Origin of the sequence: Variovorax sp. JS1663, assembly GCF_002157355.1 — a bacterium.
Lineage (GTDB): Bacteria > Pseudomonadota > Gammaproteobacteria > Burkholderiales > Burkholderiaceae_C > Variovorax.
Genome location: NZ_LYMK01000018.1, coordinates 41,409 through 57,630, shown reverse-complemented (window position 1 = coordinate 57,630; position 16,222 = coordinate 41,409). Strand labels below are relative to the sequence as shown.

Below are 16,222 nucleotides of genomic sequence, written 5' to 3'. Positions count from 1 at the left end.
TGCGGGGTCGTCGGGTTGATATGAACGCTTCCGGCCTAACATCGGCTGCATGAGCAGCACCCATTTCGGCTTCGAGACGGTCGAGGAAGGCGACAAGGCACGGCGCGTGCGCGGCGTGTTCGATTCGGTCGCGAGTCGCTACGACCTGATGAACGACCTGATGTCGGGTGGCCTGCATCGCGCCTGGAAGGCCTACACCGTGATGGTCGCCAATGTGGGCGAGGGCGCGAAGGTGCTCGACATCGCGGGCGGCACCGGCGACCTGGCCCTGGCCTTCGCGAAGAAGGTGGGCGAGAGCGGCGAGGTGGTCCACACCGACATCAACGAGGCCATGCTGCGCAACGGCCGCGACCGCCTGCTCGATGCCGGCGTCGCGCTGCCCACGCTCGTCTGCGACGCCGAGCAGTTACCCTTTCCCGACAACCACTTCGACTTGGTGAGCGTGGCCTTCGGCCTGCGCAACATGACGCACAAGGACCTGGCGCTCAAGGAGATGAACCGCGTGCTCAAGCCGCGCGGCAAGCTGCTGGTGCTGGAGTTCTCCAAGGTTGCCAAGCCGCTGTCGAAGATCTACGACTGGTACTCCTTCAGCGTGCTGCCGCGCCTGGGCAAGGTGGTGGCGGGCGACGATGCGAGCTATCGCTACCTGGCCGAATCGATCCGGATGCATCCCTCGCAAGAGGAGCTCAAGACCCTCATGAAAGAGGGCGGTTTCGGTCACGTGGACTATCACAACATGACCGGGGGAGTCGTCGCCCTGCATGTTGGAATCAAGTGCTGACGATTGCCAGAAGATTTCTTTGCCGTAGAGGAGACGTCATGAAAAGTTTGTTGTCCGTTTTGCTGGTGTGTGCCCTGGCCGTCGCGAGCATGGATGCCGACGCACGCCGCCTGGGTGGCGGCAAGTCGATCGGCAAGCAGTCGAGCAACGTCACCCAGCGTGAAGCCGCGCCCACTCCGCCGGCGACGCCCGGCGCGCCTGCGCAGAGCAACGTGAACAGCGCCGCCGCCAAGCCGGCCGCGCCGGCGGCCCCGACCGCGCAGGCCGCGCCTAAGCGCCCGTGGGGCGCCATGCTCGGCGGCCTGGCCGCGGGGCTCGGCCTGGCATGGCTCGCCCACTCGCTCGGCCTCGGCGCGGCCTTCGGCAATGTCCTGCTGATCATCCTGCTGGTGCTGGCGGCCGTGGTCGTGTGGCGCATCTTTGCTGCACGTTCGCGCGGCAACAACGGCATGGCGCAGCGCAACAGCGGCCTGGCCTTCCAGGGCGCCGGCAGCAGCCCGTCCCAGGCCACCGCGCCCGCGCAGTACAGCCCGAACAACGTCGGCAACGATGCCTCGGCACGCCCCTGGGAGCGCAACACCGCCGCCTTCGATGCCAGCCCCGCGCAGCCCGTCGAGCATGCGACCGGCGGCTCGGCGATGGCGAACGCCGGCGGCGGCAGCCTGATCGGCTCGGCCTTGGTCGGCTCGCAATCCTGGGGCATCCCGTCCGGCTTCGATGCCGATGGCTTCCTCGCCGCCGCCAAGCGCAACTTCGTGACCCTGCAGGACGCCTGGGACCGCGCCGACATCGGCACCCTGCGTTCGATGATGACCGACGGCATGGTCGGCGAGATCCAGCAGCAGTTGGCCGAGCGCGAAGGCCACACGGGCGGCCAGCCGAACAAGACCGAGGTCGTGATGCTGGACGCCAAGCTGCTGGGCATCGAGGAGATGCCGGATGCCTACATGGCCAGCGTGGAGTTCTCGGGGATGATCCGCGAGGACATGTCTTCCGGCCCCAGCCCCTTCCGCGAGGTCTGGAACATGACCCGGCCGGTGAGCGGCGGCAGCGGCTGGCTGGTGGCGGGCGTGCAGGCCCTGCAGTAGGCCTCGCGATGCTTCGATCCGGTCCTCAGGACCGGGATAATGGGGACATGGTCACACCATCGTCCCCTTTTTCTTTTCTCGACGATTTCTTCAACCGCGTCGGCGCCCGCCTGCAGCCGCCCGACTGGGTAATCCACGAGGTCCAGCACCGTGCCGTTCTCTTCCTCAACCACGTGCTGCAGCAGGAGCCCGAGGCCCAGCAGCGCCTCGCGCGTCAGCAGGGCAGGGTGGTGCAATTCGAGTGGCGCTTCGTGACCATGAAGGTCATCGCCACCCCGGCTGGCCTGCTCGACCTGGCGCCCGAGGGCGCGGTGCCCGAGCTGTTGCTGGCGGTCACCGAGACCTCGCCCTTCGGGCTGGCGCGGGCCGCCTTCCGCGGCGACAAGCCGGCGGTGCGCATCGAAGGTGACGTGCAACTGGCAGCCGAGGTCAACTGGCTGGTCGACCATGTGCGCTGGGACGTGGAGGACGACCTGGCGCGCCTGATCGGCGACGTACCGGCCCATGCCATCGCCACCGGCGCCGGCCGCGTGGTGGATGCGCTGCGGACGTTCGTCGGTGAGCGGGGCGGCAAGCCTGCCGGCTCCGCAGGCGCCGAATGAGGCGCGTCTACCGCGGCGTCTTCATCGTCCTGGTCGCGCTGCGCTACGGGCTCGACGAGCTCGTGCTCAGCAGTTTCCAGAAGCCCTGGCTGCGGGTGGTGACCCGCATTGTCTCCATCGGCCGCAACCTGGATGCTCCCCGCGGCCAGCGCCTGCGCGAGGCGCTGGAGCGGCTCGGCCCGATCTTCGTGAAATTCGGACAGGTGCTGTCGACCCGGCGCGACCTGCTGCCGGCCGACATCGCCGACGAGCTCGCCTGGCTGCAGGACCGCGTGCCGCCCTTCGATTCCAAGGTCGCGATCGCGACCATCGAGCGAGCCTTCCGCCGGCCAGTGGGCGAGGTTTTCGTCGACTTCGACGAAACGCCAGTGGCCAGCGCCTCGATCGCGCAGGTGCACTTCGCGACCATCCGCAACGAGGGTGGGACGCTGCGGGAAGTGGCGGTCAAGGTGCTGCGCCCCGGCATGCGCGGCGTGATCGAGAAAGACCTCGAGCTCATGGCCATGATGGCGCGCTGGGTCGAGGGCCTGTCGGCCGATGCCAAGCGCCTCAAGCCGCGCGAGGTGGTGGCCGAGTTCGACAAGTACCTGCACGACGAGCTCGACCTGGTGCGCGAGGCGGCCAATGCCGCCCAACTGCGGCGCAACATGAGCAAGCTCGAGCTGGTGCTGATCCCCGAGATGTTCTGGGACCTGTGCCAGCCCGAGGTGATCGTGATGGAACGCATGAAGGGCGTCCCCATCGCCCAGTTGGACCGCCTGCGCGCCGCCGGCGTGGACATCCCGAAGCTGGCGCGCGACGGCGTGACCATCTTCTTCACCCAGGTGTTCCGCGACGGCTTCTTCCATGCCGACATGCACCCGGGCAACATCCAGGTCAGCCTGGATCCGGCCACCTTCGGGCGCTACATTTCGCTGGACTTCGGCATCATCGGCACGCTCACCGAGTCGGACAAGGAATACCTGGCGCAGAACTTCGCCGCCTTCTTCCGGCGCGACTACAAGCGGGTGGCCGAATTGCACCTGGAAAGCGGTTGGGTTCCCGGCGCCACCCGCGTCGACGAGCTCGAGGCCGCGATCCGCACCGTCTGCGAGCCCTACTTCGACCGCCCGCTCAAGGAAATCTCGCTCGGCATGGTGCTGATGCGCCTGTTCCAGACCTCGCGCCGCTTCCATGTCGAGATCCAGCCGCAGCTGGTGCTGCTGCAGAAGACCCTGCTCAACATCGAGGGCCTGGGCCGCCAACTCGACCCGGAGCTGGACCTGTGGCACACCGCCAAGCCTTTCCTCGAAAAGTGGATGAGCGACCAGATCGGTCCGCGCAAGCTGCTGGAGCAGCTGCGCGCCGAGGCGCCGCGCTACGCCAAGCTGCTGCCGCAGCTGCCCCGGCTGATGCACGATTTCCTGGAGAATCGGCCCGCCGACCACCGCCGTGAACTGATGGAGCTGCTGGCCGCTCAAAAGCGGACCAACCGGCTGCTGCAGGCCATCATCTACGGTGGCATAGGTTTTGTATTGGGGTTGATCGCGATGCAGGTGCTGGTGCGCGTGCGTCTGTTCTGAATAGGAAGGAGATTTCGCCGTGCTGTTGACCCTGGTCATCGTCTATCTGCTGATCACCATCGCCATCGGCCTCTATGCGGCCCGGCGCGTCAAGAACACCACCGACTTCGCGATCGCCGGGCGCCACCTGCCGCTCTACATGATCGTGACCACCACCTTTGCCACCTGGTTCGGCTCCGAGACGGTGCTGGGCATCCCGGCCAAGTTCATCGGCGGCGGCCTGAACGGCGTGGTCGAGGACCCCTTTGGCGCCGGTACCTGCCTGATCCTGGTCGGCCTGTTCTTCGCCGGCAAGCTCTACCGGATGACGCTGCTGACCATCAGCGACTACTATCGCGAGCGCTACGGCCGCGCCATCGAGGTGGCCTGCTCGCTGATCATCATGCTGAGCTACCTGGGCTGGGTGTCGGCCCAGGTCACGGCGCTGGGGCTGGTGTTCAACCTGCTGTCGGGCGGCGTCATCAGCATCCCGCTCGGCATGGTGATCGGCGTGGTCTCGATTCTGGCCTACACCCTGTTCGGCGGCATGTGGTCGGTGGCGGTGACCGACTTCATCCAGATGATCATCCTCGTGCTCGGCCTGGCCGTGATCGCCATGTTCGCCGGCAACATGGCCGGCGGTGCCGACAAGGTGGTGGCCTTGGCGGCCAGCAAGGACCTGTTCCGCTTCTGGCCCGAGCCGAGCTGGAAGGAGATCGTCTTCTTCTTCGCCGCGGCGATCACGATGATGCTGGGCTCGATCCCGCAGCAGGACGTGTTTCAGCGCGTGATGTCGGCCAACAGCGTGAAGGCCTCGACCCGCGGGCCGGTGATCGGGGGCATCTGCTACATCCTGTTCGCCTTCGTGCCCATGTTCCTGGTGGCCAGCGCGCTGATCATCATGCCGGAGCAGACGGAGACCCTGCTCAAGGACGACCCGCAGAAGGTGTTGCCCACGCTGGTGCTGGAAAAGATGCCCTTCGTCATGCAGGTGTTCTTCTTCGGAGCGCTGCTGTCGGCCATCAAGTCCACCGCCTCGGCCACCCTGCTGGCGCCCAGCGTGACCTTCACCGAGAACATCTGGCGCCAGTTCCGTCCGGCCGGCACTGACCGCGAGAACCTGCTGACCATGCGCATCACGGTGCTGCTGTTCAGCGCCGCCGTGCTCGCGTACGCGATCCGTATGCAGGGCACCTCGATCTACGAGCTGGTCTCGGGCGCCTACCAGGTGCCGCTGGTGGGCGCCTTCGTGCCGCTGGTCTGCGGTCTCTACTGGCAGCGGGCCAGCACGCAGGGCGCGGTGGCGTCGGTGGTGCTGGGCATCGGGGTCTGGCTGTTGTTCCTGGCCATGCCCTGGGGCGAGCAGTTCCCGGCCCAGCTCGCCGGCGTGCTGGCCTCCTTCTTCGGCATGTTCGTCGGCTCGCTGGCGCCGCAGTGGGTGCCCAACCGGCGAACCCCGCACCGGCCGCTGGCGGTCGATCCAGTCTGAATGACGCTCTCCCCCAGGCTCCCCCACTTCGTGGTCCGCCAACCCCCTCACCGGGGGCAACACCAGCGGCCCGGCAAAGCCGGTTCCGCGGTGTTCACCGGGTCCCGGACGCGGGTTCATGCGTTGCGGGTCGCGCGAAGCGCGATGGAGCAACTGGGAGATGTGAACAACGCCTCCTGAACGACTTGGCGGGGAGGGGGAGCCCTTGGTGGCAGCCTTATAATTGAAAGCTTTGCGAGCGGCCGTCAGCCGAGTCGCTTTTCCTCCCCTCCACATGCCTATCTACGCCTACAAGTGCAGCGCCTGCGGCTTTGCCAAGGACGTGCTGCAGAAACTGTCCGATGCGCCGCTGACCGACTGCCCGCAGTGCGGTGCGAGCGCGTTCAGCAAGCAGGTCACGGCGGCCGGCTTCCAGCTCAAGGGCTCCGGCTGGTACGTGACCGATTTCCGCGACGGTGGCGGCAAGAAGGGCGCAGACAAGGCGGCCAGCGGGACGAGCGCGCCGGCCGAGGGCGCCACGGCCTCCGGCGGCAGCGCAGATGCGCCGGCCGCACCGGCGCCTGCCGCATCCCCCGCGCCGTCACCGGCACCGGGACCGGCGCCCGCCGCCAAGAGCGACTGAGCGAATCCCGCCACCATGCTCGCGCTGCGCAAATGGTTGCTGTCCGGCCTCCTGGTCATCGTGCCGCTGGTCATCACGCTCGGCGTGCTGAACTGGATCATCGGTACGCTGGACCAGACGCTGTGGCTGCTGCCCGAGGACTGGCAGAAATGGCTCTCCGAGCACCGGGTGCGCGGCCTGGGCGTGCTGCTGACGCTGGCGATCCTCCTGGTGGTCGGCGCCGTCGCCAGCAACTTCATCGGCAAGCGCCTGTTGGGTTGGGGCGACGCCGTGGTGCGCCGCATCCCGGTGGTGCGCTCGATCTACTCCAGCGTCAAGCAGGTCTCGGACACGCTGTTCTCCGAGAACGGCAACGCCTTCCGCACGGCGGTGCTGGTCCAGTGGCCGCGTGACGGCGTCTGGACCATCGCCTTCGTGACCGGCGCGCCCGGCGGCGAGGTGCTGTCGCAGCTGGGCGGCGGGGACTACCTCAGTGTCTACGTGCCCACGACGCCCAACCCCACGGGCGGCTACTTCGTGATGCTCAAGCGCAGCGATTGCATCGAACTCAGGATGAGCGTGGACGACGCGCTCAAGTACATCGTGTCGATGGGCGTGGTCGTTCCAGGCGGCTCCGCAATCATCACAGGCAAATAAAACACGCGCCTCGAAGGCGCCGGAAATCGACTATGGCCATGCGTTCTCACTATTGCGGTCTCGTGACCGAAGCCCTGCTGGGCCAAACCGTCACCCTTTGCGGCTGGGTCAACCGCCGGCGCGATCACGGCGGCGTGATCTTCATCGACCTGCGCGATCGCGAGGGCTATGTGCAGGTGGTGTGCGATCCTGACCGCGCCGCCACCTTCGCCACCGCCGAGGGCTTGCGCAACGAGTTCTGCGTGCAGGTCACGGGCCTGGTGCGTGCCCGTCCCGAAGGCACGGTCAACGAGAACCTCAAGAGCGGCAAGATCGAGGTGCTCAGCCACGAGCTGAAGGTGATCAATCCCTCGGTGACGCCGCCCTTCCAACTGGACGACGACAACCTCTCCGAGACCACCCGCCTGACGCACCGCGTGCTGGACCTGCGCCGCCCGGCCATGCAGCGCAACATGATGCTGCGCTACAAGGTCACGATGGAGGCGCGCAAGTTCCTCGACGACAACGGCTTCATCGACATCGAGACGCCGATGCTGGGCAAGTCCACGCCCGAGGGGGCGCGCGACTACCTGGTGCCCAGCCGCGTGCACGACGGTAGCTTCTTCGCGCTGCCGCAGTCGCCACAGCTCTTCAAGCAGCTGCTGATGGTGGCCGGCTACGACCGCTACTACCAGATCGTCAAGTGCTTCCGCGACGAGGACCTGCGCGCCGACCGCCAGCCCGAGTTCACGCAGATCGACATCGAGACCTCCTTCATGGCCGAGGAGGAGATCCGCGAGATGTTCGAGGGCATGATCCGCAAGGTCTTCCGCGCCGCCGCCCAGGTGGAGCTGCCGCCGTTCCCGGTGATGAGTTATGCGGACGCGATGTTCAAGTACGGCTCCGACAAGCCGGATCTGCGCGTGAAGCTCGAGTTCACCGAGCTCACGGACGTGATGCGCAACGTCGAGTTCAAGGTCTTCGCGCAGGCCGCGAGCATGGTGGGCGGGCGCGTGGTCGCGCTGCGAGTGCCCGGCGGCGGCGCCGAGGGCGGACTGTCGCGCGGCGACATCGATGCCTACACCGAGTTCGTCAAGATCTACGGCGCAAAGGGCCTGGCTTACATCAAGGTCAACGATGCGGCCCAGGGCCGCGAAGGCCTGCAAAGCCCCATCGTGAAGAACCTCAACGACGCCTCGCTGGCCGAGATCGTTGCCCGCACCGGCGCGCGCAACGGCGACATCCTGTTCTTCGGCGCCGACAAGGAAAAGATCGTCAACGACGCCATCGGCGCGCTGCGCGTGAAGATCGGCCACAGCGCCTTCGGCCGCAAGAACGGCCTGTTCGAGGACCGCTGGGCCCCGCTGTGGGTGGTGGACTTCCCGATGTTCGAGTTCGACGAGGAAGGCCAGCGCTGGTCCGCCGTGCACCACCCGTTCACCTCGCCGAAGGACGGCCATGAAGACCTCATGGACACCGCGCCCGAGAAGTGCATCGCCAAGGCCTACGACATGGTGCTCAACGGCATCGAGATGGGCGGCGGCTCGGTGCGTATCCACCGCGAGGAAGTGCAGAGCAAGGTGTTCCGTGCGCTCAAGATCAGCGCGGAGGATGCGCAGAACAAGTTCGGCTTCCTGCTGGATGCACTGCAGTACGGCGCGCCGCCGCACGGCGGCATCGCCATCGGCCTGGACCGCCTGGTGATGCTGATGACCGGTGCCGAGTCGATTCGCGACGTGATCGCCTTCCCCAAGACCCAGCGTGCGCAGGACCTGCTCACCCAGGCGCCGAGCCCGGTCGACGAGAAGCAACTGCGCGAACTGCATATCCGTCTGCGCAATCCGCAGCCTGCGCAAAGCGCCTGATCGCTTCGACTCTCCGAAACCAAGGGGCGCCGGCAGGGCGCCCTTTTTTTTGCTCGCAGACGTGAGGTGGTTAGCTAAAATGGCTAATTTCGATCATCGAGGACGTCATGCGGGTCAATGCAACGGAAGCCAAGAATCGCTTCGGCTACTACCTCGGGCAGGCCGAGCGTGAGCCGGTCCATGTGATCAAGAACGACAGGGTGGCGGGCGTGATCGTCTCGGCCGCCCGCTATGCGGAGCTGGAGGCGCTGGAGCAGAAGAAGTCGATGGCCCAGCGCAAGCGCGAGTTCAACGAGACTTACAAGGACTGGATTGCGGCGCAGAACGAGCTGGTCGACAAGGTCGGTGTCTTTGGTGAGACGCTTCGGCCCTGGTGAGCAGGCATGGCGCAGTTCGATGTGTATGCCAACCCGGTCAAGTCGCAGCGAGAAGACATTCCGTGGTGCGTCGACATCCAGAGCGATCTGCTGGCGAGCCTCTCGACGCGACTGGTGATTCCACTTGCGTCGCGCAAGCACACACCGGCTGTGTCGCCCCGTCGGCTGTGCCCCGTCGTTCAATGGGAGGGCGAATCTTTCGTGGCCCTGCCTCAGATGGCGGCTCCCTTTCGCACCCGTGATCTGGGAAGCGCCCATGGCAGCCTGCGTTCTCATGCGAGCGAACTCGTCGCGTCGATCGACGCGGTCATCAGCGGAATCTGAGCATGGCCCGCGGCTTCAAGATCCCCGAATCGGTGCTGGTCGTGATCCACACGCCGGCGCTGGAGGTGCTGCTGATCCAGCGCGCCGATGCCGATGACTTCTGGCAGTCCGTCACCGGCAGCAAGGACCATCCCGACGAGCCGCTGGCCCTGACCGCGGCGCGCGAGGTCGCCGAGGAGACTGGCATCGACTGCGCCAAGGGCAGCGCGCTGGCGCAAAGCTTGCGTGACTGGGGCTTGCAGAACGTCTACGAGATCTACCCGCGCTGGCGCTCGCGCTATGCGCCCGGCGTTACGCACAACACCGAGCACCTGTTCGGCCTGTGCGTGCCCGAGCGCCTGACGCCGACGTTGGACCCGCGCGAACACACGGCCTGGCGCTGGCTGCCCTACCATGAAGCAGCGGACGCGTGCTTTTCCCCCTCGAACGCGGAAGCGATCCTGCTGCTGCCAAAATTTGCGCAATGAACCCGCCGACCAGCAACCTCCGCGTCGCGACCTACAACATCCACAAGGGTGTGCAGGGGATCGGCCCGGCTCGGCGGCTCGAGATCCACAACCTGGGCCATGCCATCGAGCAGCTCGATGCCGACATCGTCTGCCTCCAGGAAGTGCGCAAGATGAATCGCCAGGCCGCCGCCCGCTTCCTGCACTGGCCCGAGATGCCGCAGGCCGACTTCCTGGCGCCGGAAGGCTACACGGCGGTCTACGAGACCAACGCCATCACCAGGCATGGCGAGCATGGCAACGCGCTGCTGACGCGCTGGCCGGTGCTGCGCAAGACGCACCAGGATATTTCCGACCATCGTTTCGAGCAGCGCGGTCTGCTGCACGTGGTGATCGAGATCGAGGGCCAGCCGGTGCATGCCATCGTGGTGCATCTGGGCCTGATCCGCGGCAGCCGGGTGCGTCAGGTGGCGGCGTTGCGGGCATTCATCGAGCGCGAGATCCCGCCGGGCGAGGCGCTGGTGGTCGCCGGTGATTTCAACGACTGGGGCGCCCGCATGCGCCACGCGATGAACGCCATGGGCCTGCGCGACACCAGCGACCTGCGGGGGCCGCGCACGCTGACCTACCCGTCGCGCCTGCCGGTGACCCAGCTCGATTTCATCTACGGGCGCCGGGTCGAGGCGGTCGCCAGCACCGTTCCGCGTGGGCGGATCTGGGCCCGTATGTCCGACCACCTGCCGCTGGTCGCGGACTTTGTGCTATCAAAACAATAGCTTTGAAATCAGGCAGGATGCGCGCTGCAGGGTCATTCGCTGGCTCCTCATTCACTGTTAGGATGCGCGGATGCTGAGAAAAATCGACACCGCCGAGCGTACCGAGCCGGACGCCGGGGACGAGGGCACGCCTGTCTCCGTCAAGATCCGCGAGCGCCTGCTCGCTGCCCGCCAGCGCTTCAACGCGAACGACAACATCGCGGAGTTCATCCGGCCCGGCGAGCTCGAGCGGCTGCTCGACGAGGTCGAGGTCAAGATGAAGGACGTGCTCGAGAGCCTGGTGATCGACCTCGAGAACGACCACAACACCGAGAACACCGCGCGCCGCGTCGCCAAGATGTACGTGAACGAGGTGTTCAAGGGGCGCTACGTGACCCCGCCCTCGCTCACCGAATTTCCGAATGCCGAGCACCTGAACGAACTCATGATCGTCGGCCCCATCACCGTGCGCAGCGCCTGCTCGCACCACTTCTGCCCCATCATCGGCAAGCTGTGGATCGGCGTGATGCCCAACGAGAAGACGAACGTGATCGGCCTGTCCAAGTACGCGCGCCTGGCCGAGTGGGTGATGAGCCGGCCCCAGATCCAGGAAGAAGCCGTGGTGCAACTGGCCGACCTGATCCAGGAGCGGACGCAGCCCGATGGCCTGGCGCTGGTGGTGGAGGCCGAACACTTCTGCATGCAGTGGCGTGGCGTCAAGGAGATGGACAGCAAGATGATCAATTCGGTGATGCGCGGCGTCTTCCTCAAGGACTCCAACCTGCGGCGCGAATTTCTCGCGCTGATTCCGCGCCGGGGCTGAACCATGCTGGTACGTCTGCTCTATGCCAGCCGCGCCGTCGACACCAGTGCCGGCGCGATCGAAGCCATCCTCGCCCAATCGCGAACGCACAACACCGCCTGCGGCATCACCGGCATCCTCTGCTATGGCGGCGGCGTGTTCCTGCAGGCCATCGAGGGCGGGCGGATGGCGATCAGCGAGCTCTATGGCCACATCCAGCGCGACGCGCGCCACAAGGACGTGGTGCTGCTCCACTACGAGGAAATCTCGGAGCGCCGCTTCGGGGGCTGGACCATGGGCCAGGTCAACCTGTCCAAGCTGAACGTCTCGACCCTGCTCAAGTATTCCGAGAAGCCGGAGCTCGACCCCTATTCGGTCTCGGGCAAGGTTTCGCTCGCGCTGCTGGAAGAGCTGATGGCCACTGCCGCCATCGTTGGCCGCCACTGACGTCCGCTGCGGTGCCCGCCCTGCTGCTGGGCTGCGATTTCTCCAGCGCGCCCAGCGTCCGCAAGCCCATCGTCGTGGCGGTCGGGCAGGTGGTCGAGGGCGGCGTCGCCCTCCAGCGGATCGAAAGCTTCTGTTCCCTCGACACGTGGCGCCAATGGCTGGCCGGCGCGCCGGCCTGGATCGGTGCCTTCGACTTCCCCTTCGGCCTGCCGCGCGAGCTGGTCGAGCAACTCGGTTGGCCGACAGAATGGGCCGCGCTGATCGCGCACTATGCCGGCCTCGATCGTGCGCACATCCGTGAGGCCTTTGCAGCCTTCTGTGCGGGGCGGCCGGCGGGCGTGAAGTTCGCCCATCGCGCCACGGATGGGCCCGCGGGCTGCAGTCCCTCGATGAAATGGGTCAACCCGCCCGTCGCCTTCATGCTGCATGCCGGCGTGCCGCGCCTGGTGGCCGCCGGTGCGGCCCTGCCCGGACTGCATGCGCCTGCCGGCGCTGCCGCCACCCGTATCGCAGTCGAGGGCTATCCGGGCCTGCTGGCGCGCGAGCTGATCGGCCGCCGCAGCTATAAAAGCGATGATGCCACTCGGCAGACCAGCGAACGCGGCGCCGCGCGCGCCGAACTGCTGGCCGCGCTGGAGCGAGGCTCTGCGCGTCTGGGCCTGCGCCTTGTCTTGGAAGATGTCGAGCGTCAACGCCTGATGGCTGATGCGCAGGGCGATTGTCTAGATGCGGCGCTCTGCCTGGTCCAGGCGGCATGGGCGGCCGCCCGCCGCGACAGCATCGGGCCCGGCTGGGGCCTGCCGGCGGCGATGGACCCGCTGGAAGGCTGGATCGTCAGCGCCTGAGCCTGGCTGCCACGATCGCTCCGCGGGCCGGCGGGGAGTGCCTGGCCGGCCGTCAATGGCCGAGCCAGTCCTTCAACTCGTCCGCATGCTCTTCCTCATCGGTGAGGATTTCCTCGAGCATGCGCCGCGTCGTCGGGTCCTTGTCGCCGATGAGCGCGATCATCTGGCGGTAGGTTTCGATGGCGATGCGCTCGGCGATGAGGTTCGCGCGCACCATGGCCTGCAGCTCCGTGGATTCGTCGTAGCTGGCATGGCTGCGGTCATGCAGGGTGTTCGGGTTGAAGTCCGGTTCGCCGCCCAACTGCACGATGCGCTCCGCAATCTTGTCCGCATGCGCGGCCTCTTCATTGGCATGCACCAGGAATTCGTCCGCGATCGCCGGCGAGGACACACCGCTGGCGGTGAAGTAGTGCCGCTTGTAGCGCAGGACGCAGACCAGCTCGGTGGCCAGGGCGTCATTGAGCAACTGGACGATGTCGTCGCGCCAGGGGCCATAGCCGGGCGTGACGGCGCCATCGTCGAGGCTTTGGGAGGCCGCCTCCTCGATGGCAGCCTGGTCCAGCACCAGGCGTTCACGGGACTTGTCTTGGGCCACTGCGGTCGTCATGGGGAATCCTTTCGTGCGGGATGGGGCGTCTTGTGCATCAGCGTGGTCACCAGGTCGGCCACGTCCGAAGTCTTGAGCAGGGCCGCGAGCACCGCGGTGACCGACAGGAGGCGCCACGGCTTGACGAGCACCACCAGGGCGCCGGCACCGGCGGCCGCTGCCATCAACCGGGTGGGCTGCTCGCGGGCATAGCGCTCCAGCAGCGGGCGCGCTAGCTGACCGGCCGCGTTCGCAGGGTGGCGGCGCCACCAACGCTGCGCCAGTTGCCGGGTCACTTGGAGCCATTGGACGCCTTCGAAGGCCGTGGCGCCTCGCCCGAGGCGGGACTGCGCAGCTTCGACGGCTTCGTCGGAGTCTCGCCGGGGACCCTGCAACTGGTCGACGATGGCGCGCCTGGAGATGGTCAACCGCTGTTGGGGCGTCAGGGCAAGGCGCTCATCTGCCACGTTCGTCTCCTGCCATGTGGAGCGCCCGCAAATCTGCCTCCACCTGCGCCCTCAGATCGTCGAATCCGTGGAATTCGGCGGGGCGTGCCGCAACATAGCCGGCCGCTGCCGCGATGACGATGGCGACGCCGGGCACGATCACCAACACCCAATGAAAGCTGCCATGTAGCACACCCAGCATCACGGCAGCACCGGCCAGCCCGAGGGCCAGCATCGCACTCACCGCCGCCAGCGCGCCCGCGACGGCCCTGGCGATCAGCCCCTTGCTCGCCTCTGCCGCCTCCAGGCGAAGCAGCGCCGAATAGTTGGCGGCGTGGGCAGCGAACAACTCCGGGTGCCTGAGCACCGTAGAGAAAATGGGATGGAGCATGGTGCTGCAGGCGAGACCGGGAGCTCAGTTCAATAGTCGTCCCGACTGCGGCGGCTGGCGAGCACGATCAGCGCCGTGATGGCCGCACCGGCAGCGGCGGCCAGGAGCACCGAACGCACAGGCTGGTCCGCGATGTAGCGGCCGGTCACATCGGCCGCGGCCTCCAGGCGGCGCTGCGCGCGGGCACTGGTGGTCGAGGCGGCATCGAGCCCGCGCTGAACAGCCTGCTGCACGCGGGCAGCGAGTTGTTCGACGGTGGGCTCCGCATCGCGGCGCAGGTCACGGACCTTCTCGCCGGCGGCGTTCACCGCGTTCTGGGCGTAGGCGCGCGTGGTGTCGATGGCGTCGTTGGCGGTCTGGCGCGCCTCTTCGGCCAGCTGCGAGGGGGTCTTGATCGTGCTCATGAAAAGTCCTTCCGGAAAAAAGTGGCGAGAGCCTGCTCATCGTAACGATGCTGTCATCGTCGCATCAAGCCCGCGATGAAACTGGCGAGCGCCAGCACGATGAAGATGACGAAGAGAATCTTGGCGATGCCAACGGCACTGGCCGCGATGCCGCCGAAGCCGAACAGGGCGGCGACCAGGGCGATGACCAGGAACACGACCGCGTAGTACAACATGTTGGACTCCTTTTCGAGCATGTCTCGTTGTTGTGGACTCGACTCTTCGCGCACCGCCAAGAGCATGGGTCGACGTTAAGTGACGTCCTTGCCGGACCCTGTCAGCAGCCGAGGGCTGGGGGCGTAGGAGAGGGCCGAATCGCGCCTCGCGCCCGGCGCCATGCCGCTCAAGCCGGCTGGCGCTCGAGGGCCGGGGTGTTAGCGGTGGCGGGCAGGGTGGCGCTCAGGCGCGTGCCCTCGCCGGGCGCAGACGAGATGGTCAGCCTGCCGCCGGCTGCCTCCACGCGGTGCCGCATGCCCGCCAGGCCATGCGAGGAGGCACGCGCGGCACGGGCGTCGAAGCCCTTGCCGTTGTCGTTCACTTCCACCACCGCGTGATTGCCGTAGTTCTTCATCACGATGCTGGCCTCGCTCGCCTGCGCATACTTGCCGATGTTGGTCAGGCTCTCCTGCACCATGCGGTAGACCGTGAGCTGGTTGGCCTCGTCGAGCGCCACCGGCTCGAGCACCATCTCGATCTCGACGCCCGAGCGCTCGGCGAACTCGCGGCCCAGGATCTCCAGCGACGCGATCAGCCCGAGATTGGCCAGCGACGAGGGCCGGAGGTCCTCGATGATGCGGCGCTTCAGCGCGATGCCGCTGTTGAGCAGGTCGTTCAAGTGCTGCAGCCGCTGGATCGCGTCCGGCGATTCGGCCAGCCGTGACTTCAGCCGGGCCACGTCGAGCTTGGCCGCGGTAAGCAGGGAGCCCAGCTCGTCATGCAGCTCGCGGGCCAGGAAGCCGCGTTCGCTTTCCCGCACGTCCTGCAGGTGGGTGGCGAGTTCCGCCAGCGTGGCGGTGCGCTCGCGGACTTCATCCTCGAGCGCGTTGCGCTCCCGCTGCAGCGCCTCCTGCTGGCGCTCGCCCGCGGAGCGCAGCGCATGTGTCTGGCGCAGGTACAGGTAGAAGGCCAGCAGGCCGGCCAGCGCGACCAGCGCGATCCCGATGCGGGCGAAGCGCAGCGACTTCGAGATCTGCACCTGGCCTCGCATCAGGGCCTCGTTGCTCATCGAGATGAGCTCGCCGGCCTGCTGCCGGATGGCCTCCATTTCCTCGCGGCCGACGTCGGTCGTGATCACGAACTTCCAGGCGTCGTCGTTGCCCTCCTGACGCAGCCGCACGCTCATGTCGATCTCGGCGAGCTTGCGCGAGACGTGCTTGGACAGCTGCGCCAGGCGCGCCGCCTCCGCCGGACGATGCGCGTAGAGCAACTGCAGCGCGGCCAACTGGCCGTCCACCTGCTTGACCGCGATGTCGTAGGGCTCGCGATAACGGGCTTCACCGGTCAACAGATAGCCCCGCTGACCCGTTTCTGCATCGACGATGCTCTGCAGCAGCGTGTTGAGCGCGAGCCGCACGCGCTGGGCCTCGCCGACCTCCGTCAGCGCCTTGGTGGACTGCCGGTAGCTGGCCTCGTTGATGCCCACCAGCGTGAGCGCGGCGAGCATCGCGAGGGCGAGGCCGGCGGCCATCTTCGGGAAAGCTAACCAGCGCATGGGGTCTCCGCAGGATGCGAGCAGATCGAATTGGGGAATAATCGTC

At 66.9% G+C, this 16,222-nt stretch carries 21 protein-coding genes; 15 read left to right on the top strand and 6 right to left on the bottom strand.

What is annotated here, in order from left to right:
- Positions 1-49 precede the first annotated feature (49 nt).
- The 15 genes from ubiE (at position 50) to A8M77_RS16620 (ending at position 12,599) form a co-directional block, all read left to right on the top strand.
- Positions 50-781 carry a bifunctional demethylmenaquinone methyltransferase/2-methoxy-6-polyprenyl-1,4-benzoquinol methylase UbiE gene (gene ubiE, locus A8M77_RS16690; protein WP_086922632.1) on the top strand — a complete coding sequence of 244 codons (732 nt, stop codon included), beginning with the start codon at positions 50-52 and terminating at the stop codon, positions 779-781.
- A 38-nt stretch (positions 782-819) separates the two neighbouring features.
- Positions 820-1,869 carry a Tim44 domain-containing protein gene (locus tag A8M77_RS16685; protein WP_086922631.1) on the top strand — a complete coding sequence of 350 codons (1,050 nt, stop codon included), beginning with the start codon at positions 820-822 and terminating at the stop codon, positions 1,867-1,869.
- 47 nt (positions 1,870-1,916) lie between these two features.
- Entirely contained in the window at positions 1,917-2,471 is a 555-nt protein-coding gene (locus A8M77_RS16680) for a ubiquinone biosynthesis accessory factor UbiJ (RefSeq protein ID WP_086922630.1), read from the top strand.
- The gene (gene ubiB / locus A8M77_RS16675) at positions 2,468-4,033 is read left to right on the top strand and encodes a ubiquinone biosynthesis regulatory protein kinase UbiB (protein ID WP_086922629.1); all 1,566 of its coding nucleotides are present in this window, start codon (positions 2,468-2,470) and stop codon (positions 4,031-4,033) included. Before A8M77_RS16680 ends, ubiB begins: the two co-directional genes overlap by 4 nt.
- 19 nt (positions 4,034-4,052) lie before the next feature.
- On the top strand, positions 4,053-5,501 hold the full coding sequence (locus A8M77_RS16670; RefSeq protein ID WP_086922628.1) for a sodium:solute symporter family protein: 1,449 nt from the start codon (positions 4,053-4,055) through the stop codon (positions 5,499-5,501).
- 274 nt (positions 5,502-5,775) lie between these two features.
- Positions 5,776-6,123 (top strand): FmdB family zinc ribbon protein, encoded by a 348-nt coding sequence (locus A8M77_RS16665; RefSeq protein WP_086922627.1) that lies wholly within the window; start codon positions 5,776-5,778, stop codon positions 6,121-6,123.
- A gap of 15 nt (positions 6,124-6,138) precedes the next feature.
- Positions 6,139-6,759: a DUF502 domain-containing protein gene (locus tag A8M77_RS16660; RefSeq protein WP_086922626.1), complete on the top strand. Its 621-nt coding sequence runs from the start codon at positions 6,139-6,141 to the stop codon at positions 6,757-6,759.
- Positions 6,760-6,791: 32 nt separating this feature from the next.
- Positions 6,792-8,603 (top strand): aspartate--tRNA ligase, encoded by a 1,812-nt coding sequence (aspS, locus tag A8M77_RS16655; protein ID WP_086922625.1) that lies wholly within the window; start codon positions 6,792-6,794, stop codon positions 8,601-8,603.
- A 107-nt stretch (positions 8,604-8,710) separates the two neighbouring features.
- A complete protein-coding gene (locus A8M77_RS16650) occupies positions 8,711-8,980 on the top strand; it encodes a type II toxin-antitoxin system prevent-host-death family antitoxin (RefSeq protein WP_086922624.1) in 270 nt (89 codons plus the stop codon).
- A 6-nt stretch (positions 8,981-8,986) separates the two neighbouring features.
- A complete protein-coding gene (locus A8M77_RS16645) occupies positions 8,987-9,304 on the top strand; it encodes a CcdB family protein (RefSeq protein WP_086922623.1) in 318 nt (105 codons plus the stop codon).
- 2 nt (positions 9,305-9,306) lie between these two features.
- A complete protein-coding gene (nudB, locus tag A8M77_RS16640; protein ID WP_086922622.1) occupies positions 9,307-9,771 on the top strand; it encodes a dihydroneopterin triphosphate diphosphatase in 465 nt (154 codons plus the stop codon).
- Positions 9,768-10,526 (top strand): endonuclease/exonuclease/phosphatase family protein, encoded by a 759-nt coding sequence (locus A8M77_RS16635; RefSeq protein WP_086922621.1) that lies wholly within the window; start codon positions 9,768-9,770, stop codon positions 10,524-10,526. Before nudB ends, A8M77_RS16635 begins: the two co-directional genes overlap by 4 nt.
- 70 nt (positions 10,527-10,596) lie before the next feature.
- Positions 10,597-11,328, top strand: a complete 732-nt coding sequence (gene folE / locus A8M77_RS16630) for a GTP cyclohydrolase I (protein ID WP_086922620.1) — start codon at positions 10,597-10,599, stop codon at positions 11,326-11,328.
- Positions 11,329-11,331: 3 nt separating this feature from the next.
- Entirely contained in the window at positions 11,332-11,754 is a 423-nt protein-coding gene (locus A8M77_RS16625; RefSeq protein WP_086922619.1) for a BLUF domain-containing protein, read from the top strand.
- 20 nt (positions 11,755-11,774) lie between these two features.
- Positions 11,775-12,599 carry a DUF429 domain-containing protein gene (locus A8M77_RS16620; RefSeq protein WP_086922690.1) on the top strand — a complete coding sequence of 275 codons (825 nt, stop codon included), beginning with the start codon at positions 11,775-11,777 and terminating at the stop codon, positions 12,597-12,599.
- 52 nt (positions 12,600-12,651) lie between these two features.
- Here A8M77_RS16620 and A8M77_RS16615 read toward each other — a convergent pair whose 3' ends face one another.
- The 6 genes from A8M77_RS16615 to A8M77_RS16590 all read right to left on the bottom strand — a co-directional run bounded on the left by A8M77_RS16615 (position 12,652) and on the right by A8M77_RS16590 (position 16,176).
- Positions 12,652-13,206: a ferritin-like domain-containing protein gene (locus tag A8M77_RS16615; protein ID WP_086922618.1), complete on the bottom strand. Its 555-nt coding sequence runs from the start codon at positions 13,204-13,206 to the stop codon at positions 12,652-12,654.
- Entirely contained in the window at positions 13,203-13,652 is a 450-nt protein-coding gene (locus A8M77_RS16610) for a hypothetical protein (RefSeq protein WP_086922617.1), read from the bottom strand. The genes A8M77_RS16615 and A8M77_RS16610 overlap by 4 nt, the downstream gene beginning before the upstream one ends.
- The gene (locus A8M77_RS16605) at positions 13,642-14,022 is read right to left on the bottom strand and encodes a hypothetical protein (protein WP_086922616.1); all 381 of its coding nucleotides are present in this window, start codon (positions 14,020-14,022) and stop codon (positions 13,642-13,644) included. Before A8M77_RS16605 ends, A8M77_RS16610 begins: the two co-directional genes overlap by 11 nt.
- A gap of 29 nt (positions 14,023-14,051) precedes the next feature.
- On the bottom strand, positions 14,052-14,426 hold the full coding sequence (locus A8M77_RS16600) for a hypothetical protein (RefSeq protein ID WP_086922615.1): 375 nt from the start codon (positions 14,424-14,426) through the stop codon (positions 14,052-14,054).
- A 53-nt stretch (positions 14,427-14,479) separates the two neighbouring features.
- Positions 14,480-14,641, bottom strand: coding sequence for a DUF1328 domain-containing protein (locus tag A8M77_RS16595; RefSeq protein ID WP_086922689.1), 162 nt, complete (start codon positions 14,639-14,641; stop codon positions 14,480-14,482).
- A 167-nt stretch (positions 14,642-14,808) separates the two neighbouring features.
- Positions 14,809-16,176 (bottom strand): CHASE3 domain-containing protein, encoded by a 1,368-nt coding sequence (locus A8M77_RS16590; protein WP_238136849.1) that lies wholly within the window; start codon positions 16,174-16,176, stop codon positions 14,809-14,811.
- Between the last annotated feature and the right edge of the window lie 46 nt (positions 16,177-16,222).

Excerpts from the sequence above, each read along its gene's own strand:
- A8M77_RS16665 (WP_086922627.1), top strand. The coding sequence starts at position 5,776 with ATGCCTATCTACGCCTACAAGTGCAGCGCCTGCGGCTTTGCCAAGGAC.
- ubiB (WP_086922629.1), top strand. The coding sequence starts at position 2,468 with ATGAGGCGCGTCTACCGCGGCGTCTTCATCGTCCTGGTCGCGCTGCGC.
- A8M77_RS16625 (WP_086922619.1), top strand. The coding sequence starts at position 11,332 with ATGCTGGTACGTCTGCTCTATGCCAGCCGCGCCGTCGACACCAGTGCC.
- A8M77_RS16590 (WP_238136849.1), bottom strand. The coding sequence starts at position 16,176 with ATGCGCTGGTTAGCTTTCCCGAAGATGGCCGCCGGCCTCGCCCTCGCG.
- A8M77_RS16680 (WP_086922630.1), top strand. The coding sequence starts at position 1,917 with ATGGTCACACCATCGTCCCCTTTTTCTTTTCTCGACGATTTCTTCAAC.
- A8M77_RS16635 (WP_086922621.1), top strand. The coding sequence starts at position 9,768 with ATGAACCCGCCGACCAGCAACCTCCGCGTCGCGACCTACAACATCCAC.
- aspS (WP_086922625.1), top strand. The coding sequence starts at position 6,792 with ATGGCCATGCGTTCTCACTATTGCGGTCTCGTGACCGAAGCCCTGCTG.
- A8M77_RS16660 (WP_086922626.1), top strand. The coding sequence starts at position 6,139 with ATGCTCGCGCTGCGCAAATGGTTGCTGTCCGGCCTCCTGGTCATCGTG.
- A8M77_RS16595 (WP_086922689.1), bottom strand. The coding sequence starts at position 14,641 with ATGTTGTACTACGCGGTCGTGTTCCTGGTCATCGCCCTGGTCGCCGCC.
- folE (WP_086922620.1), top strand. The coding sequence starts at position 10,597 with ATGCTGAGAAAAATCGACACCGCCGAGCGTACCGAGCCGGACGCCGGG.
- A8M77_RS16600 (WP_086922615.1), bottom strand. The coding sequence starts at position 14,426 with ATGAGCACGATCAAGACCCCCTCGCAGCTGGCCGAAGAGGCGCGCCAG.
- A8M77_RS16645 (WP_086922623.1), top strand. The coding sequence starts at position 8,987 with ATGGCGCAGTTCGATGTGTATGCCAACCCGGTCAAGTCGCAGCGAGAA.
- nudB (WP_086922622.1), top strand. The coding sequence starts at position 9,307 with ATGGCCCGCGGCTTCAAGATCCCCGAATCGGTGCTGGTCGTGATCCAC.
- A8M77_RS16650 (WP_086922624.1), top strand. The coding sequence starts at position 8,711 with ATGCGGGTCAATGCAACGGAAGCCAAGAATCGCTTCGGCTACTACCTC.
- A8M77_RS16685 (WP_086922631.1), top strand. The coding sequence starts at position 820 with ATGAAAAGTTTGTTGTCCGTTTTGCTGGTGTGTGCCCTGGCCGTCGCG.
- ubiE (WP_086922632.1), top strand. The coding sequence starts at position 50 with ATGAGCAGCACCCATTTCGGCTTCGAGACGGTCGAGGAAGGCGACAAG.
- A8M77_RS16605 (WP_086922616.1), bottom strand. The coding sequence starts at position 14,022 with ATGCTCCATCCCATTTTCTCTACGGTGCTCAGGCACCCGGAGTTGTTC.
- A8M77_RS16615 (WP_086922618.1), bottom strand. The coding sequence starts at position 13,206 with ATGACGACCGCAGTGGCCCAAGACAAGTCCCGTGAACGCCTGGTGCTG.